A 23,064-nucleotide genomic window follows, 5' to 3' on the forward strand; every position below is an offset into this window, starting at 1 on the left:
TTACAGCTCCAGATATTTTCTCCAGAAGTTCATACTTGTAAGCTCGTTATAACGTTTTGCATAAGTTTCTTTTGCTGTATCGTAATTTTTATCAATAAACCGCCACATTTTAAACAGACCGATAAAGCAGGAGATCATTCTTCTGGCACTGCGTTTGGTCAGGATACAGTTTCCGTTGGCATCCGTATAGATCACCTCGGGGATCCGGTACATCTTATACATGTTGTTATAAGGAGGCATTACCAGCACTTTATCCTTTTTCGCCGGCAGGAAATAGCCGTTCAGTGTCAGGATCTGGAAATATTTCTTTCCTTTTTTCACTGCCGCCAGCTGCTCCGGATCAGAAAGGACATCCCAGTCAAAATCGGATTCTTTAACTCCCTTATAGCCGTAAAACTCTTCTTTTTTCTGGCCTTTGTAATTCATGGCTGCGATCTCTTTATGCAGCGGTTCTGCTTCCTGCTGGATGAACCAGTCCATACCCTTACAGAAATCCTCCACTGCACGGAAGTTCATATCCACGTAGTTGTAGCGATAGCGGACAATGTTGTTGATAACCCAGCGGGTAAAGATCTTTTTAAACTCCTTGGGACCGTAATCCGGATGATGGATGGCATTGACAATAGCAAGGTTCCGGATATCATAATATTCCAGAGGTCCCTGCATCTTATTCTCGAAAGCCTCATGCCATACGCAGAGTCCGTTCATAAAGATGAAATGACCATTTCCGATACGCATACCATACTCTACATCATCTCTGTGGATGAAAAGAGGCAGCGGCAGGTTATTTTTATCCAGTGCACTTAACGGATAGCAGGTATACCACCAGCCGGTGTATTCCGCCGGCTCCTGCTCTTCTTCATTCCAGAGCAGATTCTTAAGTTTTCTCATATCCATGTAATGGCGCTGAGCCACGATATTTCCGCGGTTCCAACGTGCTCCCAGCTCATACTGGACATTCGGTTCATCGATACGCATGATAGAACCGGCCATGACATAATCCTTGTACTCTTCTTTGATCAGAGACAGGAATACATAGTTGACCTCCAGACTGTGCGGCTGGATCACCGCATCATCATCCATCAGAAGCACATGGCTGATATCCTTTGCACTCTGCATCTTCATTGCTTCGATGATCCCACGGGTGAAACCACCTACACCGCCCACATTCCTGTTTGGATTGATCTGGATATAGGGACTCTCGCCGATGATCTTCTCCTGATCCAGAGTCTTGGCATTATCGGAGATCAGCACATAAAGATGGCGGTACAGAGGAGAATCCGGATTTTCCAGAATGGTCTTTTTCAGCACATTCATATTCCGTTCCACATACTCTTCCCGTTTGAAGGTACAAATATCCACCGCAATGTTTATGTTCATATTCACCGGTACACGGACTTCTTCAAAATATTTTCCCTCCCAGAAGCAGGAACCGTGTGCATTGGATTTCAGACTGAAGGAATAAATGCCTTTGTCCTGTCCGTCACCGAAATCAAACGTAAAGACCTTCGGCTCTGCACTGAGGATCGTCTGCTCTTCCAGGATCTTGGTTTTCACCTGACCTTTGCTTAACACATGATGTTTCAGATAAACCGTAAAGCTTCCCTGAAGCTTCAAGCTTAATGAAACGGTCTCAAGAACGGTATATTTTCTCCACTTTCCAATGGAAAAACTGTTGAAAAACGTATTAAAATCAGCTGCTCCTCCCTTATGGAAGATCAGGCTTCCGTCCTTTCCGGTCTCTACCAGCTCTTCATCCTTCCGGTAATACAGAAGTTCATCGGTATCCATCTCCTCCGGTAACAGTACCTGCTTAATATCCATACCTTGTTTTTCTCCATTTCTCTTCAATCAATTCTGTTTATTTTTTACTCTTTGTTTCCTTCGCGTCTGCCGCGTCCATTGCTTCCATATATTTATTGCAGACCTCTTCTGCAGGTCCTGCCATCACAGTATCTCCATGATCCAGCCAGAGGGCATGCGTACAGAGGCTCTTTACCTGCTCAATGTTATGTGAAACGAAAAGCAGCGTAGTACCGCCTCCCAGAAGCTCTTCCATTCGTTTCATACATTTCTTACGGAAACGGACATCTCCTACTGCCAGCACCTCATCCACGATCAGAACATCCGGTTTCACTACGGTTGCCACGGCAAAACCGAGCCGCGCTTTCATACCGGAAGAAAAGTTTTTGATGGGGGAATCCAAGAATTTTTCGATTCCTGCAAACTCCACAATCTCGTCAAAATGTTCTGCCATAAATTTCTTGGAATGACCAAGCACCGCACCGTTCAGATAAATATTTTCCCGGGCTGTCATATTCGGATCAAATCCGGCTCCCAGCTCAATGAGAGGAGAAATACTTCCCCTCACGGTTATCGTTCCCTTATACGGCTTCATAATACCACTGATCGCCTTCAAAAGCGTGGATTTTCCGGAACCGTTGATACCGATGAGCCCCCAGGCTTCTCCCGGACGGATCTTCAGGGAAACGTCCTTTACTGCAAGAAATTCCTGGAACATCAGCTGGTGCTTCAGAAGACGGATCACATACTCCTTCAGATTGTCCACTTTTTCGCTGGCCAGATTGAAACGGATCGTCACATGATCCACATCTACGATATATTCTTCACTCATGCTGTTCCTCCGTCAGATATAAAGGATAAACTTATCCTGTACTTTCTTGAAATAGAAAAGGCCGATGCCAAGAGCCAGAAACGCAATGATCCAGCCTCCCCAGAAAATCCTGGGTCCCGGAAATCTTCCGTAATACACCAGATCACGGAAGCCTGCCACATAGTAGTACAACGGATTGAATGCTTTGATCGCAAGTACCACCGTTGTATTTTTGATACTGTCAAGATCATAGAACAGCGGAGTTGCATACATCCAGGCCGTGATCACAGCCTGATAGATATGCTGCATATCACGGAAAAAGACATTGATCGCTGACAGGAAAAAGCCTGCTCCCAGACTGAAGATATAGATCTGAACCAGGATGATCGGAGACAGAAGAAGATACCAGCTGATCTTTGCTTTGGTGCAGACGATAACGATGAGCATGGCTCCCAGAGAAAAGAAACAGTCCACCAGAGAACTGGTTACTTTTGCCAGTGGGAAAATGTATTTCGGTACATACGTCTTTTTCAGCAAGGTTCCATTTCCCAGGATCGACCTCATAGCCGCCTTCGTTGAAGTGCTGTAAAATTCAAAAAGTGTCCGGCCTGTGATCAGATACACCGGATAATTTGTGATTTTCCGTTGGAACATCGTGGAAAACACCACAGTCATGACCAGCATGATCAGCAGCGGATTTAAAACACTCCAGACATAACCGAGAAAACTTCTACGGTATTTCAGTTTCACATCTCTTTGTACCAGCTGAAACAGAAGGTCTTTATACTGAAAAAAGACCTGCAGCCGTTCTTTCCAGATACTCATATTTATTTTTTTATCCTTTCTTTCCAGTAAAATGCCAGATGTGCTGCCGGATAAAGAAGATAGCCGCTCTTTCGTAAAAGAAGAACCGGCTTATTGATCACAGCCGCATAGACTCTGGGATAACATTCCTTTAAGTTTCTATCGAAAGCTTTCATTTTTCCGGGAATGCCCTTGTCATAGGGAAAGCTTAAAAAGATTTTAAAACGTGTGGCTACCATCCGCCCCAGACTGTTTTCCAGATAAGTCAGGCAGTAGGCCGGTATCCTTTTTTTCTGCTGCTCATCATAATAAGCCAGCAGACGGTTTAAGACTCTGTTATAATTGACCTCATTTTTCTGCATGCTCTTCATATCCATGCTCTGTCCGGCAAGACCGATCCGGTACTGATAGACGATCTCTTCCAGAAAAGTCACCGTCCGCACATAAGGAACCGGAAACAGGACATATTCCATGTCCACATAAAAACAATGCTCATCGATCTGAGGCATTTTCCGCAGCAGTTCTGTTTTTATGGTCAATGCATGCATTTTCAGGAAGGTCTTACTGCTGACCTCCGAAAAAGCATACTCTCTTCCATAGTTGACGCCCGGAAAAGGTTCTTCAAATTCCAGCTTTTTCTCTCCGGTCTGATTGTGCACCCAATAATAGCGGTTTACGACAAAGTCCGACTTTGTCGTATGAAGAAAACGCACCAGCCGGGCAAAAGCTGTGCCATCCACCCAGTCATCTCCGTCTACCACTTTAAAATACGTTCCGCGGGCTTCCTGGATTCCCCGGTTAATGGTAGACCCATGTCCGCCGTTTTCTTTACTGATCACCCGGAAGATCTCCGGGTATTTCTTTACATAGCCCTCTGCGATCTCAACGGTCCGGTCAGAAGAACCGTCGTTAACGACCAGTACTTCGATCTCCGGCAATGCTTTGGGCTTTACAAAGGAACTTAAGCACTGTTCCTCATATTTTTCAATATTATAAGCAGGAATGACCACTGTCAGAAGTTTATCCATTGGTACTCCCTTTCGTTCTTTATATTAGTATCATTTGATGTTGGGGTCAAAAGTTCTTTTGCCCCCAACTGATGCCTACGAATTGCTCCGCTGCCAAGCAGCTCCCGCAATTCTACAAACATTCGAAATCCGCTGATTTACTGCGTAAATCGCTACTGTCTACGCTCCGCTTCGGTCGGTGCAAAACGAACATCCACTGGATGTTCTGCACCTCATGTTTGGCGGGTCCCAAATTCAAAAGCCTTATCATGCAAGCATGAACGTCTTTTGAACTTTTACCCCTAGTATCATCATATTTTAACATATCTGTAAATATACTGTCAAGGAAACGCAGGCTGTGCGCATCTACGAACAAAACAGACCGGGCAGTTATCTTCTCCCGGTCTGTTTTTTATTTTCGCCTGTTATACTTCCCTTCTGTATTTATCGTTTTTCTGGCAGCACGGGCGCAGGCACGAAGAGGTGACGTCACCAGATGGCCTGTTTTATAGGAGAAGGAATCATAGACATTTCGAACCTCGTACTGAAGTTCTGCCTTTTCTGCTCTTAAATCTTCTCTTTCCTGTTCCAGAGCCATCTTTTCCCGCTCCAGAGCCGCTTTTTCCGCTTCCAGCTGACGGATCCGGTCCTCATCCCTGTGGATAATGCCCATCTTTTCGATATGGTTCAGATGCAGACAGTTATCCCTCTCATCCTTGAGATCCTGGATACGAAGTCTTAAAAGGCTGTCGTAATCCTGATCCATAATGGTCCGGTAGAAATGATACATCCGCTGATTATAGTCATAGTAATAATCAGCCGGCTGATCGGCAATATCCAGTGCCTTGAAAAGCCCCCCCTTCAGCTGGTGGTAAAGTGTCTCCTGCTGCACACTCTTTTCCTGGGAAAGCAGGTTTGCCACACAGCCGTCAATGGCATGATTGATAAAACTTCTCTTTACCTCTTCATAACAGCCTTTTTCCAGAAGATATTCCCGCAGTCTTGAGAATGCCCGATGGAAATCCAGCGGTGTCGCTGTATTCGTACTCTGACAGTTTCCTGTGATACCCACACGGTAATTTACCAGAAATTCTTTCACAGTCGTGATTTTCTCCGCATTTACCAGGGCAGAGCAGGTGAAAAAGAGATCATTGGTCCGGCGGATTTCCTGGAAGCAAAGCTTCTTCTCTTCCACAAAGGAACGGCGGAACATTTTATTCCACGGCCAGTTGTGGAAGGTATTGAAAATATACTCCGCCATATCGTGATAATCAAATACCTCTTTCTCCGGAAGATACTCTTCCCGCATGGCTGCATGCTCATCCGTGAAAAACTGAAGATCTTCATGCCAGCAGCGCACCTTACAGACACTGATATCCGCCTGTGTCTCGTCCAGACGGTCTGCCATCCGTTCCAGCAGACAGGGTTCAAAGAAATCATCGGAATCCAAGAACATCAGATATTCGCCTTTTGCCTCTTTCATTCCATGATTTCTGGCAGCACCGCCGCCGGCATTTTTCTGCTCAAGAAGATGAAAACGGCTGTCTTTTTCCACATACTCACGGATGATCTCCACAGAACCATCACTGGAACCATCATCCACGCAAAATACTTCCATCTCCTTTAATGTCTGATGCTCAATGCTCTCCAGGCACTGGCGAAGATATTTTTCCGTATTATAGACCGGAAGGATCACCGATACCTTTATCATAAAGAAGCCTCCTTTTTTCTCACCTGTATTTCCAGATACCGTTCAGGGCATAACTGATAAAACAGCAGAGGGATCTTCCCATTCCAAAGCCCATATAACGGTAGACCTTAAAGGTCATTCCGGCAGATTTTAATTTATTTCCCGACTTTCCCTTTGAAGTCAGGCGATAGTTTAAAAGTGGTTCGTCAATACCTGATGCCGTCTTATATTCCTGTAAAATCTTCAGCCAGGTAATATAATCCTCATGGCTGTCCTCATGCTCCATGGGATATTTCCGTGCCACATCCCGGCGTAAGAGTACGGAAGAACAGTTGATGCTGTTATGGCGGAGCAGATCCTGATAAGTGATCCTTTTTTTGACGGGAATGTATTTTCCCAGTTCTTCTCCTTCCGGTGAACAGAGCCTTCTTCCGGTACAGGCCAGAACATCCTTCGTTTCCTCCAGAAGTTTCAGCTGCTTTTCAAGCTTCTCCGGTTCCCACCAGTCATCTGCATCAAGAAAAGCCACGTAATCACCGGACGCCAGCTGTACTCCCCGGTTTCTGGATGCCGCAGCTCCGAGATTCTTTTCGTTTTTCAGATAACGGAGCCTTGGTTCCTCTCCATATTCCTTTACGATTCCCTCGATATCTTCCCCGGAACAGTCATCCAGCACCAGGATCTCCAGCGGTACCTCCTGAATCAATGCGGAATCAATTGCCTTACGCAGGGTGGATGAACAGCGGTATGCCGGAATGATCACGGATACTTTTTTCATTTTTCTTCTTCCTTCCCGGTTTTTTCCTTTGTGGCAGCAGTGACCTGCCACTGTTCCACGCCTTCCGTATTCTCCTTCTGGAAAAGGATCTTAAAGGTCAGAAAAAGAAGTTTGATATCCAGCACAAAGGAATACGTTTCAATATATGTCAGGTCCAACTTCAGCTTGTCGTAGGGTGTGGTGTTATACTTGCCGTAAACCTGGGCAAAGCCGGTTAGACCTGCTTTTACTTTTAAGCGGTAGTCAAATTCCGGTATCTCCCGTTTATACTGTGCTGCGATCTCCGGCCGTTCCGGTCTCGGTCCCACCAGAGACATATCCCCTTTCAGGATGTTGAAGATCTGAGGCAATTCATCAAAGTGAATATTCCGGATCACTTTTCCGACCGGAGTGACCCTGTCGTCATTTTTCATGGCAAGACGGGCGCCTTTTTTCTCTGAATCCACCCGCATGCTCCGAAATTTCAGTACATCAAAAACTTTCCCGTCCTTGGTAAGTCTTGGCTGCCGGTAAAACACGGGACCACCGTCATAGGCCTTTACCAGAATGGCGATCACAAGCATAAAGGGGGAAGCCAGCACCAGACCAAAAAGAGAAAACACGATATCCATCAAACGCTTCACAAACTGCTGCTCTGCAGTCAGTCCGCGGTTCCGGAATAAAAGCAGGCTGGTATCAAACAGATGAATATGATCTGCATGCATGAGCATAATATCAGAGATCTTCGGTACACTGTAGCAGCGGATGTTGTTTTCAAAACAGAACTTTAAAAACAGATTTCTCTCATGGGCGGGAATATCTCCCAGAAGCACCGCATGATACTGTAGGATCTTCGCTTTGATAGCCTCTTCTCCTGCACTCAGATGGATCTCTTCACAGATATTGTACTTGTCTTCTCTTGTACCGATCTTCTTCTCCAGATCCCTTGGGCTGTATTTGCCATAGATCATCAGCATCTGTCTGGGCGGATAAAGTCTTGCATAGACCCAGCGCATGAAAAATACCCAGATCACCACTACGATAAGATTGATGCCTGTCATCTGGAGCAGATAGTTTATATTCCGGCCAAACTTCCAGTGACCGATCAGTGCCAGCTGAAGATAGGTGATAAAATTCACACAGAGCACCGACAGGATCTGGGAATAAAGCACTTCAAATACCCTGAGATATCCTACTTTGAACCCTCCGTAAAGCTTATAGAAAAGAAACAAAAGCAGGGCATACTGCGCAATAATCACATAGTTTCCTCTGTGCCAGTAGTGCCTCAGCATATTCTTTTCAAAATGATGATACCACATATATGCAAAAACGCCGATCTGGATCGCCATGATCAGAGTCGAAGCCAGAAACATGAGCAGATGCTTGTATTTTTCTCTTTTTTCCAAGGTCTTCCCCCCTAAAGTAATTTACTATGAAAGTCCCGGGCGACACGTCTGTTAAGATGGAATGCTCTGAACTTGCTTCGTATATCTTACACTAGAATGACTGAAAAAACAACCTTTCAGCCATTGGAAGTTTATTCTTTATGCTTCTTTCCATATGAGGTAAGATATACCACTGCTTCAGGAGTCTCCCCTACAGCCTGGCAGCCGGCCTCACGGATCGTCTCATGGACATCATTCTTTTTATAAGCCACAAGGTAATCCGTTCTGGTTTTCGCAAGTGCTTTTTTCAGAACAGAAGGCTCGGTATTCCGTCCTCCGTAGATTACATCCATGATATCCGACTGATAACGATAGCTCTGATTCTCATCGGTATAAGATCCTGCCGTATCGATTCCAAGCCAGAACATCATTTTATTTCTTTCAATGGTCAAACGAAGAGACGGATCATACTGTCTCGCCTGAAGGTTGTATTCCAACGGCAGTGCCACCTTCGGCTCTTCTTTCGTGCTGTCCCGGTGGATCAGCTCCGCCACGGTCAGAAGATCATCTTCCACTTTATAAACATTTTTCGGAATAGAGATCGTGGCGATCTGCTTGAGAGAAGACTGATTACAGAAAAGTACCAGCCCGCCTACAGCCGCGATCAGAGTCACCCGTTTCCAGCCTTTCTTCAGCCGGCTGCCTGTTTCTACCAAGGCATACGCCAGAAAAAACGGCAGAGGTACCAGCCAGAAAAAACGGTAAAACTCCGATTCAAAATCCATTTTTACGATCACTTTGTTCATCAAAAACGGATTAAAAACGGTCAAAAGCAGAACCAACGGATACCAGAGAAAGAGAAATTCCACTTCTTTCTTCCTATATAATAAAGTCAGCAGGATGGCAGCAATTCCCAGGAGTACATAGGTCCAGGTTCCCTGATATTTCACAAAGCAGTCAAAGATAAAGCAAAGCCCCTGTTCTGCCACAGATAAACCTCTCATAACGGTCTGTCTCCTTTCCTATTTTGCCGCCAGCGTTACGATTCTCAGCTTGACCGCCAGATAAAGCATGAGAACCGCCACATCCGGCAGGATTGCCAGAAACGCACGGATCAGCGGCCGGATCTTCTTTTTTTTCAACGCAGTCGGAAGAATCCCTGCAAACACAGCGGCCGGTACCACGGTCATGGAAGAAGTGCTGAGACAGACTGCTCCCAGTGAAACAAAGAAAAGTGTCCACCAGGCCAGATGATCTTCCGACTCCCGGTAAATGCGTACAAAAAGCAAAAACAGGAAGGGAATCACCAGCCCCTCCAGCATGGCCTTTCCTTCATATGCCCGGTAAAAAAGAAAGCCGGAAAATTCCTGATTTCCTGCCAGGAAGAAAAAGAATACCGCCGCTGCCAGGAAGGCCACCGCCTTTTTTCTCACCGCCAGAAGATCTTTTCCACGGAAAAGCTCATATCCGAGCTGATAATACACCAGATCTGCCAGAAATGTCCACATGACGGGATTGATCGTTTTGGCAAGGACCATGGGATGCACCTGAAACACCTTTGCAAAAGCCGCCGTATCGAGATACCAGGCAGCTGTCACATAGCGCACATAAAAAACAGAACTTAACAGGCCGGTATAAGGATTGTATCTTCCCAACGTATCGGTATAAAGAGAGGTGCTGATATTGGCGACATAAAATGCTGCATCCGCGGCATTGAGATCATAAGCCGCCACATAGATCATCTGTCCCAGTGTGAGAAGCCCTGCCAGAATACAGATGATTTTCTGGCACCGGAACACTTCCAGTAGATTTCTGGCACTCTTCACCCAGTCTCTGCCGCACAAAAAAACCGCTGCCAGTCCAACAGCTGCCAGGGCTGCGCCCCAGACAACCGTCAAAACGTGCAGCGGTACCAGCAGCAATGTCATGGGCAGAGCCAGGATTTCAAAGAAACCGTAGTAAAGGAAAAGTCCGAGCACCGGTGTAAACAGCGGCGAATACCAGCTGCATCCCTTTTTCCTCCCAAGGATTTTCCGGAAAAGGCTTCCGAAAGCCAGGAAGAAATAAAGATGAACGCACAGACTGATCCCTCCCAGGAACAATTGCTTCATTCTTATCTCCTTTTTCGTTACAGATTTTCGATCGTTGATAAGATCATACCATTTTTTTGTCTTTTCGGCAAGTACTCCTTAACGCTCTACCACGGTTGTTTTTGTGTAGAGACCTGACGGAACGTCTTTCCGCCCCTTGGTAATACCCTTGCCATTAAAATAATAACGTTTTTTATCAATGTAATGCCAGGTGTTGCGGTATATTTTTCCTTTACACGAAGCAAAATACCAGTTATTCCAGTAATAAACCCATTTGCTCCGGATCATGGAACCATCCGTGCGGAAGAAATAACGTTCTCCGTTGATCGTTGCCAGTCCTTTCTGGGCATGACCGTCTTCGTGGAAATAATAACGTTTTCCATTGATGCTCACCCAGCCAAAATGAAGCATGGATCCGGTACTCGGGCGAAAATAGTACAGCTTTTTCTGGATCGTCTGAAAACCGGTAAGACGTTTTCCGGTTCCTTTCTCCTGATAATACGTCTTTTCACCTACTTTGACAAAGCCTTCCGTGCGATAACCATTTTCATCCAGATAATAGATTCCTTCTTCCAGTTTCAGCCAGCCGGATGCTGCCCTGCTGCCGTCACTTCTCTGATAATAATAATGACCGTTTTCTTCCTTCCAGCCCTCCGTTCCGGAAGGAGTCGGATTGGGATTGGGATCGGGATCCGGTTTCGGATCCGGCGTATCTGTTTTCAGCTTCAGTCCATAATATTTCGCGATCGCGGTCGCATCTGCCACACCCAGCTTTTTGATGGCTGCATCACTGGAAAAATATTTCTTACAGTCTGAAGGATTGTTTACAAACGCATGCTCTACGATGATCCCCGGGAAGCCGGCCAGGACGCTTCTGCGGATGATCCCGTAATAATCTGCCAGGCTCTTGTCCGGATAGAGCGTGTTGTTCTCGCTTTTCCGTACCAGAAGTCCCAGATTGTTAAGCCCCAGTTTGGAAAGTTCACTCAGGATCGTATTGGAGAGTGCCCAGCTTTCGTTTTTCAGATCCGGGCGGTAATTTCCCGTAGCCACAAAAACCAGCGAACCGCTGACAGAATCCTGGTTGTTCTCCGTAGAATTGATATGCTGGCTGACAAGAACCGTCGCTTTTTTACCTGCCGCATAGTCTACGCGGTCCTCCAAGGACATTGTCGTATCACCGGTTCTAGTCATATAGACCGTCACACCGGCATACTTTTCCAGCTCTGCCTTGGTATATCTGGAAATCTTCAGATTGATCACTTTCTCTTCATAAAGGACACCGTTCCAGGTCCTGTTTGCTCCGGCTTCGTTTCCGCCATGGCCTGGATCCAGCACCACGACGATATTGCTGCCTGCGCCAGAACGGCTGGAGGAAGTTCCTGCCTGAATGGAGGCCGCTGCCAGTGTGGAAGCGATCTCTCCGGCATTCTGTGCCGTACAGGTCTCTACGGATGCTTCCTGTGACTGGCTGAGACCGCCGGCTGCCATGCTTCTTCCGGATGCGATCCCTTTGTCTTCGATCTCCTGCTCCGGATCCAGTTTTTTGGTACCGGATGCCTGAAAGAAGGAACTCAGTCGGATCGTCTCTTTTCCGGAAGTCCCGGTAATGGTGACGCTTTTCAGATTTTTCTCACTGATATCCGCACCGGGCACCAGAAAGATCAGATGATTCCCGTTTATCTTCGAACTCTTCACCTTTCCACTGCCGTAATCAAGCGAAGCCTCTGTTACCTTCTCTCCATTCAGGGCAATGACCACACCCGTCTGATTTCCGTTTTCGCTGGGTGTCAGATATACATATTGCAGTTCCGTTGCCGCAGATACGCCAACTGCCGGTACCAACAGCAGCAGAAAAGCCCAGATCAGACACAGCAGTGTTTTTTTTCTGCTCATTTTCGATTCTCCTTTGTAATGTTTTCTTCATAATTCAGTAATAATTCCATTATAGTTACCTCACTTTCGCCTGTCAACAGCGGATTTAATTCTTACATTTTTCTTAAGGGTTATAGAAAATGATTGCATCCCTTCCTCATTTATAGTAAATTAGGTGTGAATAAACATTTCATTTTTTAATAGCCGGCAGACGCCGGTACCGGATTTTTCAAGAGATCCGGGAAGAGAGGGGTATGATATGAGAATCAGAAAAATGCTGCCTGTTCTTTGCATGGCGCTGGGACTGACCATGGCTGCACCCTTAGCAGCCGGAGCTACTGCAGAAGACGTATCAGGCACCACCACAAACACACAGACAGCCAACGAAACAGGCTGGCACTATAATGCTGACGGCTCCCGTTCCTACACCATTGACGGAAAGACCGTTACCGGTTTCCAGTGGATTGCAAACAGCCAGGGAACCAAGCTTCTTTACTACTTCAATCCGGAGAACGGTCTTCTGCTTCAGTCAAAAAGCGCCGGCCGCATCAAGATCGGAAATGATTACTATTACACCTTCGGTTCGACTGGCAATTATGCCATCGCTTCCGCACAGGGCTGGATCCGTACAGAGGGCAATTCCAGAGCTTATTATGTATCCGGTCCATCCAACAACGGAAAGCTTCTTGCCAACCGCGTCGCAAAGATCGGTAAGTTCTATTATGGTTTTAACAGCTACGGACAGCGCTGGGCCAAAGAAGGACGCCGTCGTCTGGGAACCAAGGTTTACTATGTGACCTCCTCCGGTTTCCTCCGCACCAACAAATGGCAGAACATCAGGATTGGCGGTGTGACCCGTTCCTATTACTTCAACGCTCAGGGTGAAATGACCGGTCTCTGTAAGAGAGTTGTCAATAACAAGACGCTTTACTACCAGGTAGACACCACAAAGGGAAATTACCCGCTGCAGAGTGTCGGCTGGCATAAGGATTATCTGAACAGACAATACTATGTCACCAGTCTCCGCCGCCTGGCCACCGGTTTCAAAAAGATTGACGGAAAGATTTACTATTTCAACAAAAACAACGGTATGCTGGTAACGAACCGCTGGATCATTTCCAACAAAAAAGCTTATCGTTCCAACAAAAACGGCGTGATCCAGACCGGCTGGTACACCGTAAGCTCCAAGAAATACTATGGTGATTCCAACGGAGCAAGAGTAACCGGTCTTCAGACCATCGACAACAAGACCTACTACTTCAATGCCGCTGGCGTGATCCAGACCGGCTGGAAGACGCTGAATGGCAAACGATATTACTTCTCACCTGCATACAGCGGTACTTCCTTCGGTATGGCAAGAACCGGCTGGTTCAATCAGGACAACAACATTTATTATGCAAATGCGGACGGTACTCTCCTTACCGGCTGGGTTCTCTACAATAACAACCGTTATTATCTCGATCCCGGAAATGGCGGTGCAGCTGTTCGCAGCAAAACCGTAAACATCGGAGGCATTACTTACACCTTTGATTCACAGGGTCGTCAGACCAACTGGATCCCGGATGGTTCCTACAGTATCAAGGTTGACCGTCAGAGAAATATGGTTGCTGTTTACAAGGGCAGCTACCCCATCAAGGTATTCCTCTGTTCCACCGGTCTGAACAATGCAACACCGACTGGTACCTTCCGTCTTCTGGACAAGCTGAGTATCCACGAGCTGAATGGACCGACCTGGGGCTATTACTGTTCCCACATTACTTCCGACATTCTCTTCCATTCTCTCCCGAGCAGTGCTCCCAGCCATTATGCATTCCCGGCACATAAATACAACCTTCTCGGCCAGCAGGCTTCCCAGGGCTGTATCCGTCTGAGAATGGGTGACGCATACTGGCTCTACAAAAATGTTCCTACCGGAACTACCGTAACTGTCGGCGACTACATCATTCCGAGTTCGATTTCCAAACCGACTTATCAGGCTGTTCCGGAAAGCCTGACTGTAGATCCTACCGATCCTACGGATGCAACAAACAGAAGATACGCACCAGATTACATGGGCTGATAAAAAAATCCTCCTGCTTTTCCAGAAGAAAGGCAGGAGATTTTTTAGTTCAAAAAACCGGCTGAAGAAAAGCATCTCTGCTTTTTTCAGCCGGTTCGATTTTTTTATTCTATTATTCTCCAAGTCCGGATTCTACTGCCTCTACGATCGCCTGAAGAGCTTCTTTTTCGTCTTCTCCATCACAGGTGAACTCAATTACATCACCGCACTGTGCACAGGCACTCAGGACACTTAAAACGCTTTTTGCATTCGCTGTAAGTTCCCGAAAGGAAAAGGTGATCGTACATTTAAAGCGCATGGCCTCTTTACAGAGGTTTCCTGCCGGCCGTAAATGCAGACCTGTAGGATTCTTTATCGTTACCTTCTGACTTACCATCTGTCATTCCTCCGCTGTTTCTGTCTCTGTCTCCGTCACCGGCTCTATTTTTTCCAGATTTACCTTGATGCTGGGCACCGATTCCAGTGCATACCCTTCCGGCAGTTCCACCTGAAGTTCTACGGTATAATTTCCTTCGTTCTGATATTTACTAAGATCCATCGTCACCGAAATGTCTTTTGCAGTGATATCCGGTGCATCTTCGCTTTCTTTGCGGACCTCCACCGGTAATTTATCTGCCGGTGTCAGAACAATCTTCATTCCCTCCGGCTGACCGATAATATGAAAATCAGATACCGGAACACTGACTGTCGTCGTTCCCACTTTTTCTATCTGGATCTTTACAGATACTGCTGTTGCAGAGCCGCTCTCCAGCTTCAACGCTTTCTTGTAATGATCCTGCAGATAATCGGAAAGATCAATGTTCTGCTCAATGGTCGAGGTTGCTCCCGCGTAATTGGTAATCCCTTCAATCACCAGCTCGCCGTCTAAAGCATTCAAGGTGGCCTCCGAACCCGCCAAATTAATGGTAGACGGCGTCAGATCTGTGGAAGTAAGAATATACCCATCTGCCACCTGGATCTGGCTTGTATCCACCTTCAGCCGGATATTCTGCTGTACCTTCCACAAAGTCACTACTGCATTGACTTCATTATCCTTGATCAGTGCACCTTTTGATGTTTTGATCTCCAGACTGTCCATCTGTGTTTTGGAAAGATTGTTGCCATTCCGATCTGTAATGACTACATCTCCGGTCACAGTTTTGTTTTCACTCAGATTGTTTACATCCACCTGGACACCGACCTTATCGATGGTCTTCGTAATAGAGGTCGGACCGGCAATAATGATGTTTTCACCTTCCCGGATCTTCACATCTCCAAGTTCATACCCACTGGCAGGCTGACCGCTTGTGCTTAAAGAGATCGCATAGGTTTTCTCACTCTTATCCTCCAGCACAAACCGCATGGCCACAGGAAAACACTGTACATTTTCTCTTTTTACTCCTGGAACCGTCACCTCATAGGGAACGGTATTCTGAAGAGTCATATTCTGCATATTGGCACTTACGGTGATATCTGCGGAAGTGATCTTGTCCAACACAGATCTTCGTGCCGTCACATAAACCGTAACATTTCCGCTTTCATCATCATCACGCACCACACTGTAAACCTTTTTCCCATCCTGATTCTGCTCCGCTCTGGCCTGCGCTTCTTCCACATTGGTCATCTGGATCCGCTGCTCCGGAATGACAAAAGCCTTGGTCTTCTCCGGATCATCCACATTGACCACCATAAGCCAGATCAGAATTGCCACAAACACGGAAAGGAGCTTTAGGCCAAGATTATTTCCCAAATGCTTTTTCATCCTTTTCCCTTTCCTTTCCATAATTTGAATTTCTGAGACTCCACGGATTTGTCCTGTGTGACCATCAGATACTTCCGAAGTTCATCCTCCGTAACCGCCCTGGAAAGCTTTCCGTTTTCAGCGATTGAAACCTTTCCTGTCTCCTCGGATACAATAATGGTCATCGAATCAGTAACCTCACTGATCCCTACCCCTGCACGGTGTCTGGTTCCCAGCTCTTTGCTCAGTTCCATATTATCGGAAAGAGGCAGATAACAGGTAGCCGATGTCACCCGGTTGCCCCGGATAATAACGGCACCGTCGTGAAGCGGTGTGTTGTGTTCAAAAATATTGATCAGCAGCTGACTGGTCACAATCGCATCCACCTGGATACCCGTACGCTCATATTCTGTCAGCGGCGTATTTTTCTCAATAACGATCAAAGCTCCTGTCTTCACCTTGGCCATTGCCATGGTTCCCTTGATCAGTTCCTCTACCGTCCTGTCGCTGAAACGTTCCTGAATATCTTTCAGTCCGTCAAAGGACACAATGCTGGAAAGCAGCTTCTGCTCGCCCAGCTGTTCGAGTGCTCTTCGCAGCTCCGGCTGGAAAACGATCACCGCAGCAACCATTGCCACGTCCATTCCTTTGGTGATCAGAAATTTGATCGTATCCATTTCAAAGATATATGCCAGCGAAATAAAGAATACCAGCACCAGAAGACCCTTCAGAAGAACCCAAGTTCTTGTCCTGCGGATCCAGATCAGAAAATGATAGATAAAGAAGGACAGGATGATGATCTCAAGGATATCTGTCCAACGGATACTTAAAGTTGGAAGCTGAAGCCATGAAAAATGCATCGTCCAGAAATTTCTTATTGCGTCCATTCATCTTCACTCCTTTCCTGTTTTCGTTTCGGTACTGCCGTCACATAGTAATAGTATTCGTCATCCTGAAAGCGCAGTTTCTCAGTGCTCCGGTAATCCAGATCAAACAGAAAGAGCTGCAGAACCGTTCCCACAACGGCTGCAGTTATGACTCCAAACACCAGATCCGGCACCGAGACTGGTATCTCCAGTGTAAATACTCCAAAAATCTCCAGCAGAAGATAGATAAAAAGCCCGGTTCCCACTGCCATCTGCCAGGCATAGCGGATCTCCGTACGCCTTACCGCAAATACTGCGATCAGTACTGCTGTCAGGGCGATCAGTGTCAGGATCATCGTTCCATTCCCCAGGAAAGCAGAAAGCATCGTCTGCATTTCTTCCAGGAACAATTCCTGGGTACTAAGTGAAGCATCCGAAGGAACAAAACTGCACTGAAGCACACTCTGAAGTCCATAATAACTCACCGTTCCGGCCACGATACCAACCGCTGCCAGTGGCGTTCCCAGAAGACCGAAGGCCACCGGAACCACCAGCGGGATATGAAGAGCCAGCGCCAGCGGTGTCAGAAGAAATGCCAATGCTCCATCGGGTGCCAGTCCAAAATACAAAAGCACAACCAGAAGAAGGATTCCGCCTCCAACTGCCAGTGCCGGAAATGACAAGCCATAAAGCTGACCTAAGATCACAACAAAACAGATCAGCACCGTTCCATTCAACGGAAGAAAAGAGGCAAACAGCGCCAGGATCAAAAGCACCAGGATATTTCCAAATACCGGCAGAAAGCTCATAGAATTCCGAATGACAAGAAGGCTGCCAAATGCCAGGGAAAATCTTCCCAGCGCCCGCAGCCATACATCATATTTTCCATAAACGCTCCGCACGATCTCACGGATTCTCTGCACCATGTCCCCGGCTCCTGTTCCGCCCTTTCCTACGGTTCTCCGTGGAAAAGACTTCCTTTTCTTCTTTCTGATACTCTGCTTCCAGGCGGTCAACCAATCTGTCATAGGCACGTCTTCGCTTCTCTGCCTGATAATAACGGATACTGAAGATCACATACGTGAGCAGCAGATAACTTCCGAGACTGATCCCGTAAGCGATCAGGACTCTCTCTGCCAAACCGAGAACATCCATGGAATTGAGACGGTACAGCATTTCATCAAAATGAAGCACCACATAAAAAGCAAAGCCGATCAGGAATGCCAATGTCAGCCTGCAGCCGTTTTTCAGCATCCGGACACCGATATAATCTCCCCGGAACCACTGATCCGTATCGGAAAGTTCTTCTCTATGACGCTTTTCATAAACCGCTATGGCGGTCATTATACGGATCCGGTTTTCTCTTGCCATGCCTTTCTCCTATCGCTTCTGTTTCCTGCATTCCGCCTTCTCTTTCTGTACCGATACAGGCAGTCAGAAAAAACACTGCTTCTGCTCCGGCTTCTTTTAAAACAGCCGCTGCCGCATCCACCGTGCTGCCTGTCGTAAAGATATCATCTACCAGCAGAACTCTACTTAATTTTACATCATATGGACCGATTTTAAAAGCCTTTTTTAAATTCTTTTGCCGGCTTTTTCGATCCAGTTCCTTCTGTTCAGCGGTTTCTTCCCGTTTGCAAAGAAGATCCGGGATCACAGGAATCTCCAGTGCTTCTCCTATCGGAAAAGCCAGAAGCTCTGCCTGGTTAAAACCACGGTAACGCCGCTTTTTCGGATGAAGCGGAACCGGTGCGATCACATCGATCTCCCATCGATCCATTTCTTCCTGTAAAACCGCTGTCATGGCTTCCGCAAAAAAAGCCCCATAGCTTCTTTTGTTATGAAGCTTCAGATCCCGTATGCTTTTTCTGAATTTTCCAAGATAAGGAAAAGCAGCCCTGCCCGCATCAAAATGGCGCCTGTTTCTCAGGCAGTCCTGACAGTATTCCTGCTCCGGCCGAGCCAGTGGCTTGCCGCATTTCAGGCAGAATGGCTCCTCTATGAGCTGCACAGAGGGACGACAGATATTACAGACCCTTTTTTCCTTTCTTGAAAGAAGCTCGCCGCACAAGGGACAGCGTCGTGGATAAAGGATCCCTGCAAGCCACCGGAAGATCCGTTTTGTTTTTTTCATCAATCTGCAGAAAGGCTCTCCCCTGCAAGTTCGCGTATCCGCTCTTTCAGAGTCGTATAACGCTTCTGTTCAAAGGTATTATCGATCATCTGATTAAACACAGCCTCACTTCCCACGACCGTCACACAGGATTTTGCCCTGGTCACTGCCGTATAGAGAAGATTCCGGTTCATCAGCATCTGCGGTCCGGAAAGCAGCGGAATGATCACCGCCGGATACTCGCTTCCCTGTGACTTATGTACGGTAACCGCATAGGCCAGTTCCAGTTCTTCCAGCTGGGCAAAGGGATATTCCACAAATTTGCCGTCGTCAAACTCGATCGTCATCTGCTCGGCAAAGGTATTGATCTCGCGGATGATCCCCATATCCCCGTTAAAAATACCTTGCCCCTTATCAATCGGGATCCCGTAAGCACCTCGCGTCTCCCAGTCGATCTGGTAGTTGTTTTTTACCTGCATGACTTTATCGCCCTCACGGAACTTAGCGGAACCGTATTCTCTTTCCCGTTTTTTCGGGTCCGGCGGATTCAGATAATGCTGCAGGATCTCATTTAAACGTTCTACTCCCAGAAGACCTTTTCTCATAGGTGTGAGCACCTGAATGTCCGTCTGTGCCGCATGGACATATTTGGGCAGTTTTTTCTGGATCAGAGTCAGAACCACGCTGATGATCACATTGGCATCTTCTCTTTTCAGGAAAAAGAAATCCCGGCTCTTATTATCCAGTGTCACATGCTCTCCACGGTTGATTTTATGGGCATTCATGACAATATCACTCTCCGTTGCCTGACGGAAGATCCGGTTCAGCCGTACCACCGGAAAGCATTTGGACTCTATAATGTCCTTCAAGACACTTCCAGGCCCCACAGAGGGCAGCTGGTTCCGGTCTCCCACCATGATGAGCCTGGTTCCCGGCACAAGTGCCAGAAGAAGAGAATGCATCAGGTAAATATCCACCATAGACATCTCATCAATGATGACCACGTCTGCTTCCAGTGGATTTTCCTGATTTCTCGCAAAACTTCCCCTGTCTGCACCGTTTTCTGTAACAGATGCGACCTCCAGCAGCCGGTGAAGCGTTTTCGCCTCACAGCCGGTAGCCTCTGTCATCCGTTTGGCCGCCCGTCCGGTTGGCGCTCCCAGCATAACAGAAAGCCCTTCCGATTCAAAATAAGAGATCATGGTATTGATCGTGGTTGTTTTTCCGGTACCCGGTCCTCCGGTCAGCACCAGAAGTCCATGACCGGCAGCCTGAACCACGGCTTCCTTCTGCATTTCATCCAGAACCGTTCCCGTCCGTTTCTCGATAGCTGCCACCTTCGTGAGCACGGCACTCTCTGAAATTTCACAGGAAATGTCCAGATCATGAAGCATTTTTGCTGTATTCAGCTCCACATAATAAGCCTGCGCTCCATAAACACAGACTCTGCCTCCGGTCTCCTTTGCCACCAGCTTCCGGTCCACAGCCAAATCCATGATGTGCTTTTCTACCGCTTCCAAGCTGACACCGAGAAGGTCCACGGTCCGTTTTTCCAGAAGTTCTTTCGGCAGAAAGACATGTCCCTCGCCCATAGCCTGCTGCAGGATATAAAGAAGACCACAGCGGATCCGGTAATCCGAGTCTGTATGGATGCCTACCTTTGATGCGATCTCGTCTGCGATACGAAAACCCACACCATTGATATCATCCGCCATCTGATAGGGGTTTTCTTTGATCACCTGGTAAATGTTGTTTCCATACTGATTATAGATTTTTACGCCTAAGGTCGTGGAAATACCGTACTGCTGCAGAAAGATCATGGCTTTTCGCATGTCTTTCTTTTCTTCCATCTGAGCTGCGATCTCCCGGGCCTTCTTCTCACTGATGCCTTTGACTTCCGCAAGCCTCTCCGGTTCTTCTTCCATGATCCGGAAGGTATCTTCATGGAATTTCCGGACGATCCTGGCCGCCAGGGAAACACCGATCCCCTTTACCGCTCCGGATCCCAGATAGCGTTCAATAGAGAGTTCATCTTCCGGAGCCTTGATCTTCAGAGTCTCGATATGAAGCTGGTGTCCATAAGTGGCGTGCTCTTTGTAATGACCGCTGATCTCCACCAGTTCTCCGTCCCCGATATAATGAAGCATTCCCACACAGGTGATCTCTTCTCCGTCTGCCACTACATTCATGACGGTATATCCATTGTCCTGATTCCGGTAAATGATATGATCCACATATCCTTCAATGTGCTCCATCAGACATCCAGCTTTCTGCCGCCGGATACCAGCTCCACATAACGTCCGGTTCCAATGACTACCGCTGTCATGGGTTCTTCGGCTGTCATCGTATTGATCCCTGTTTTAGCCTCGATCAGTTCTTCCAGTCCATTCAGAAGGGAACCGCCTCCGGTAAGGACAATTCCTCGATCTACCACATCCGAAGCCAGTTCGGGCGGAGTTCTCTCCAGGATGCTCTGCACGGTCTCTACGATCTGGGAGAGAGCATCCTTCAACGCATCCCGTACTTCTTCCGAATTGACTCGAATGACTTTCGGAAGGCCGCTGATGAGATCTCTGCCCCGGACTTCCATGCTTTGCGGTTCCGGCCGTTCCACTGCGGTTCCGATCCGGATCTTGATATCTTCTGCCGTCTGCTCACCGATGAGAAGATTATATTTCTTTCTTACATATCTGACGATCGCCTCATCAAAATCATCGCCTGCTACTTTAATAGAAGAACTTACTACAATACCGTTCAAGGAGATCACTGCCACATCCGTGGTGCCTCCTCCGATATCTACGATCATATTTCCGCATGGTCTGGAAATATCCACGCCTGCTCCGATTGCTGCCGCAATGGGTTCTTCGATGATCGCCACCTCTCTGGCACCTGCCAGATACGCAGCATCTTCTACTGCTTTTTTCTCCACTTCTGTAATCCCACTTGGGACGCAGATACTGATCCTGGGTTTCCTGAAAGACATCCTTCCCAGTGATTTCTGGATAAAATACTTTAACATATGTTCCGTGATGGTATAATCCGAGATCACACCTTTTCTTAATGGCCGGATGCCCACAATATTTCCCGGTGTTCTTCCAAGCATCAGCCTGGCTTCTTCTCCGATTGCTTTGATCCTGTTTGTATCTTTATCGAAGGCCACCACAGAAGGCTCCTTCAAAACAACACCCTTGCCTCTCACATAGACAAGGATGCTGGATGTTCCCAAATCAATTCCGAGATCTGCTGCATTCATCTATCTAAAAACGCTCCTTCCTGTATTCCTGTGTGCGGCTGCGGTTTTTCTGCTCCAATACGGAAAATCCTGTCTCCCACCGCGTTGCTTTGCAATCATTATACCCAACTTCCTTTTAATTGAAAAGGGCTTTTTCCCCGTTCCCCCGAATTCATATATTCTTTATCTGATGAACATATTTTGGACACATTTTCGGGGTATAGTAAAACGGTAGCAGCGAAAAGCTGATACATTTCATAACTCACACATCGCAGTGTCCACACGCTGCGGTGTACTCCCTCAAAATATTTTAATTTTTTCTCTTTCCTTTTAAGCAGAACGCTCCGGTTCCCCCGGAGCGTTCTGTTTTTCTTCGTTGTTATCAGAAAACTCCATTTTTTTCTTTGACTTATTATACTCTTTATGGTTTTTATACTTTTTTTAGGTTTCATACATATTTCTAACACATATGTGGGATATAGTATAGATGTATCAGCGAGGAGCTGATATATTTCATAACTCACACATCGTAGCGCCCACACGCTGCGATGTACTCCCTCAAAATATTTTAATTTTTTCTCTTTCCTTTTTAAGCAAGAACGTCCCGGTATCCCCGGGGCGTTTTTGTTTTGCCTGTTCAGAAAAACAGAACATTTTTCTTCAGAAAATTCATTTTTTCTTTTGATGTTGAACACATTTTATACACAAAGATCGGTTATACTACAATTGTATCAACGAAGAGTTGATACATTTCATAACTCACACATCACAGTGTCCACACGCTGTGATGTACTCCCTCAAATTTTTTAATTTTTTCTCTTTCCTTTTAAAGCAAGAAGCGCTCCGGCAATC

The 23,064-nt window shown here is 46.8% G+C and carries 19 protein-coding genes; 1 reads left to right on the forward strand and 18 read right to left on the reverse strand.

Translation table 11 applies throughout. The annotated features are described in order from the left end of the window. From DXA57_RS02300 to DXA57_RS02345, 10 genes are all read right to left on the reverse strand, one after another. Nucleotides 1-1,824 carry a glycosyltransferase gene (locus DXA57_RS02300; RefSeq protein WP_117764276.1) on the reverse strand — a complete coding sequence of 608 codons (1,824 nt, stop codon included), beginning with the start codon at nt 1,822-1,824 and terminating at the stop codon, nt 1-3. Between the two features lie 37 nt (nt 1,825-1,861). After that, nucleotides 1,862-2,635 (reverse strand): ABC transporter ATP-binding protein, encoded by a 774-nt coding sequence (locus DXA57_RS02305; protein WP_117764277.1) that lies wholly within the window; start codon nt 2,633-2,635, stop codon nt 1,862-1,864. Nucleotides 2,636-2,647: 12 nt separating this feature from the next. After that, nucleotides 2,648-3,439 (reverse strand): ABC transporter permease, encoded by a 792-nt coding sequence (locus DXA57_RS02310; RefSeq protein ID WP_117764278.1) that lies wholly within the window; start codon nt 3,437-3,439, stop codon nt 2,648-2,650. 2 nt (nt 3,440-3,441) lie between these two features. Further along, a complete protein-coding gene (locus DXA57_RS02315; protein ID WP_117764279.1) occupies nt 3,442-4,446 on the reverse strand; it encodes a glycosyltransferase family 2 protein in 1,005 nt (334 codons plus the stop codon). 391 nt (nt 4,447-4,837) lie between these two features. Then, nucleotides 4,838-6,136: a glycosyltransferase family 2 protein gene (locus DXA57_RS02320; protein WP_117764280.1), complete on the reverse strand. Its 1,299-nt coding sequence runs from the start codon at nt 6,134-6,136 to the stop codon at nt 4,838-4,840. A gap of 19 nt (nt 6,137-6,155) precedes the next feature. Further along, entirely contained in the window at nt 6,156-6,893 is a 738-nt protein-coding gene (locus DXA57_RS02325; protein ID WP_117764281.1) for a glycosyltransferase family 2 protein, read from the reverse strand. After that, on the reverse strand, nt 6,890-8,278 hold the full coding sequence (locus tag DXA57_RS02330; RefSeq protein ID WP_117764282.1) for a sugar transferase: 1,389 nt from the start codon (nt 8,276-8,278) through the stop codon (nt 6,890-6,892). Before DXA57_RS02330 ends, DXA57_RS02325 begins: the two co-directional genes overlap by 4 nt. Nucleotides 8,279-8,409: 131 nt before the next feature. Beyond that, entirely contained in the window at nt 8,410-9,261 is an 852-nt protein-coding gene (locus tag DXA57_RS02335) for a hypothetical protein (protein WP_117764283.1), read from the reverse strand. Nucleotides 9,262-9,279: 18 nt separating this feature from the next. Next, complete coding sequence (locus DXA57_RS02340; protein ID WP_117764284.1) at nt 9,280-10,368, reverse strand: DUF6077 domain-containing protein; 1,089 nt, start codon at nt 10,366-10,368, stop codon at nt 9,280-9,282. A 78-nt stretch (nt 10,369-10,446) separates the two neighbouring features. Beyond that, nucleotides 10,447-12,243 (reverse strand): N-acetylmuramoyl-L-alanine amidase, encoded by a 1,797-nt coding sequence (locus tag DXA57_RS02345; RefSeq protein WP_117764285.1) that lies wholly within the window; start codon nt 12,241-12,243, stop codon nt 10,447-10,449. Nucleotides 12,244-12,481: 238 nt separating this feature from the next. On the opposite strand from DXA57_RS02345, the gene DXA57_RS02350 reads away from it, so the two are divergent. Continuing rightward, nucleotides 12,482-14,281 carry a L,D-transpeptidase family protein gene (locus tag DXA57_RS02350; protein WP_117764286.1) on the forward strand — a complete coding sequence of 600 codons (1,800 nt, stop codon included), beginning with the start codon at nt 12,482-12,484 and terminating at the stop codon, nt 14,279-14,281. A 112-nt stretch (nt 14,282-14,393) separates the two neighbouring features. On the opposite strand, the gene DXA57_RS02355 is transcribed toward DXA57_RS02350, so the two are convergent. The 8 genes from DXA57_RS02355 to DXA57_RS02390 are packed head-to-tail and all read right to left on the reverse strand — an operon-like array spanning nt 14,394 to nt 22,233. Beyond that, complete coding sequence (locus DXA57_RS02355) at nt 14,394-14,657, reverse strand: HPr family phosphocarrier protein (protein ID WP_117764287.1); 264 nt, start codon at nt 14,655-14,657, stop codon at nt 14,394-14,396. Nucleotides 14,658-14,660: 3 nt separating this feature from the next. Beyond that, on the reverse strand, nt 14,661-16,022 hold the full coding sequence (locus tag DXA57_RS02360; RefSeq protein ID WP_158571212.1) for a CdaR family protein: 1,362 nt from the start codon (nt 16,020-16,022) through the stop codon (nt 14,661-14,663). Further along, nucleotides 16,019-16,888, reverse strand: a complete 870-nt coding sequence (gene cdaA, locus DXA57_RS02365; protein WP_117764289.1) for a diadenylate cyclase CdaA — start codon at nt 16,886-16,888, stop codon at nt 16,019-16,021. The genes DXA57_RS02360 and cdaA overlap by 4 nt, the downstream gene beginning before the upstream one ends. Further along, the gene (locus tag DXA57_RS02370; protein ID WP_117764290.1) at nt 16,876-17,793 is read right to left on the reverse strand and encodes a hypothetical protein; all 918 of its coding nucleotides are present in this window, start codon (nt 17,791-17,793) and stop codon (nt 16,876-16,878) included. The genes cdaA and DXA57_RS02370 overlap by 13 nt, the downstream gene beginning before the upstream one ends. Next, nucleotides 17,774-18,238, reverse strand: coding sequence for a hypothetical protein (locus DXA57_RS02375; RefSeq protein WP_117764291.1), 465 nt, complete (start codon nt 18,236-18,238; stop codon nt 17,774-17,776). Before DXA57_RS02375 ends, DXA57_RS02370 begins: the two co-directional genes overlap by 20 nt. After that, on the reverse strand, nt 18,189-19,001 hold the full coding sequence (locus DXA57_RS02380) for a ComF family protein (RefSeq protein WP_117764292.1): 813 nt from the start codon (nt 18,999-19,001) through the stop codon (nt 18,189-18,191). The genes DXA57_RS02375 and DXA57_RS02380 overlap by 50 nt, the downstream gene beginning before the upstream one ends. Beyond that, entirely contained in the window at nt 19,001-21,235 is a 2,235-nt protein-coding gene (recD2, locus tag DXA57_RS02385) for an SF1B family DNA helicase RecD2 (RefSeq protein WP_117764293.1), read from the reverse strand. The genes DXA57_RS02380 and recD2 overlap by 1 nt, the downstream gene beginning before the upstream one ends. Beyond that, the gene (locus tag DXA57_RS02390; protein ID WP_117764294.1) at nt 21,235-22,233 is read right to left on the reverse strand and encodes a rod shape-determining protein; all 999 of its coding nucleotides are present in this window, start codon (nt 22,231-22,233) and stop codon (nt 21,235-21,237) included. Before DXA57_RS02390 ends, recD2 begins: the two co-directional genes overlap by 1 nt. Between the last annotated feature and the right edge of the window lie 831 nt (nt 22,234-23,064).

Origin of the sequence: Blautia sp. OF03-15BH, from assembly GCF_003463065.1 — a bacterium.
Classification (GTDB): Bacteria; Bacillota; Clostridia; order Lachnospirales; family Lachnospiraceae; genus Limivivens.

Bases quoted from the DNA above. Each gene is read 5' to 3' on its own strand.
- cdaA (WP_117764289.1), bottom strand. From the start codon at position 16,888: ATGGACGCAATAAGAAATTTCTGGACGATGCATTTTTCATGGCTTCAG.
- DXA57_RS02305 (WP_117764277.1), bottom strand. From the start codon at position 2,635: ATGAGTGAAGAATATATCGTAGATGTGGATCATGTGACGATCCGTTTC.
- DXA57_RS02315 (WP_117764279.1), bottom strand. From the start codon at position 4,446: ATGGATAAACTTCTGACAGTGGTCATTCCTGCTTATAATATTGAAAAA.
- DXA57_RS02345 (WP_117764285.1), bottom strand. From the start codon at position 12,243: ATGAGCAGAAAAAAAACACTGCTGTGTCTGATCTGGGCTTTTCTGCTG.
- DXA57_RS02370 (WP_117764290.1), bottom strand. From the start codon at position 17,793: ATGGTGCAGAGAATCCGTGAGATCGTGCGGAGCGTTTATGGAAAATAT.
- DXA57_RS02360 (WP_158571212.1), bottom strand. From the start codon at position 16,022: ATGAAAAAGCATTTGGGAAATAATCTTGGCCTAAAGCTCCTTTCCGTG.
- DXA57_RS02355 (WP_117764287.1), bottom strand. From the start codon at position 14,657: ATGGTAAGTCAGAAGGTAACGATAAAGAATCCTACAGGTCTGCATTTA.
- DXA57_RS02375 (WP_117764291.1), bottom strand. From the start codon at position 18,238: ATGGCAAGAGAAAACCGGATCCGTATAATGACCGCCATAGCGGTTTAT.
- DXA57_RS02325 (WP_117764281.1), bottom strand. From the start codon at position 6,893: ATGAAAAAAGTATCCGTGATCATTCCGGCATACCGCTGTTCATCCACC.
- DXA57_RS02340 (WP_117764284.1), bottom strand. From the start codon at position 10,368: ATGAAGCAATTGTTCCTGGGAGGGATCAGTCTGTGCGTTCATCTTTAT.
- DXA57_RS02320 (WP_117764280.1), bottom strand. From the start codon at position 6,136: ATGATAAAGGTATCGGTGATCCTTCCGGTCTATAATACGGAAAAATAT.
- DXA57_RS02350 (WP_117764286.1), top strand. From the start codon at position 12,482: ATGAGAATCAGAAAAATGCTGCCTGTTCTTTGCATGGCGCTGGGACTG.
- DXA57_RS02310 (WP_117764278.1), bottom strand. From the start codon at position 3,439: ATGAGTATCTGGAAAGAACGGCTGCAGGTCTTTTTTCAGTATAAAGAC.
- recD2 (WP_117764293.1), bottom strand. From the start codon at position 21,235: ATGGAGCACATTGAAGGATATGTGGATCATATCATTTACCGGAATCAG.
- DXA57_RS02380 (WP_117764292.1), bottom strand. From the start codon at position 19,001: ATGAAAAAAACAAAACGGATCTTCCGGTGGCTTGCAGGGATCCTTTAT.
- DXA57_RS02300 (WP_117764276.1), bottom strand. From the start codon at position 1,824: ATGGATATTAAGCAGGTACTGTTACCGGAGGAGATGGATACCGATGAA.
- DXA57_RS02335 (WP_117764283.1), bottom strand. From the start codon at position 9,261: ATGAGAGGTTTATCTGTGGCAGAACAGGGGCTTTGCTTTATCTTTGAC.
- DXA57_RS02390 (WP_117764294.1), bottom strand. From the start codon at position 22,233: ATGAATGCAGCAGATCTCGGAATTGATTTGGGAACATCCAGCATCCTT.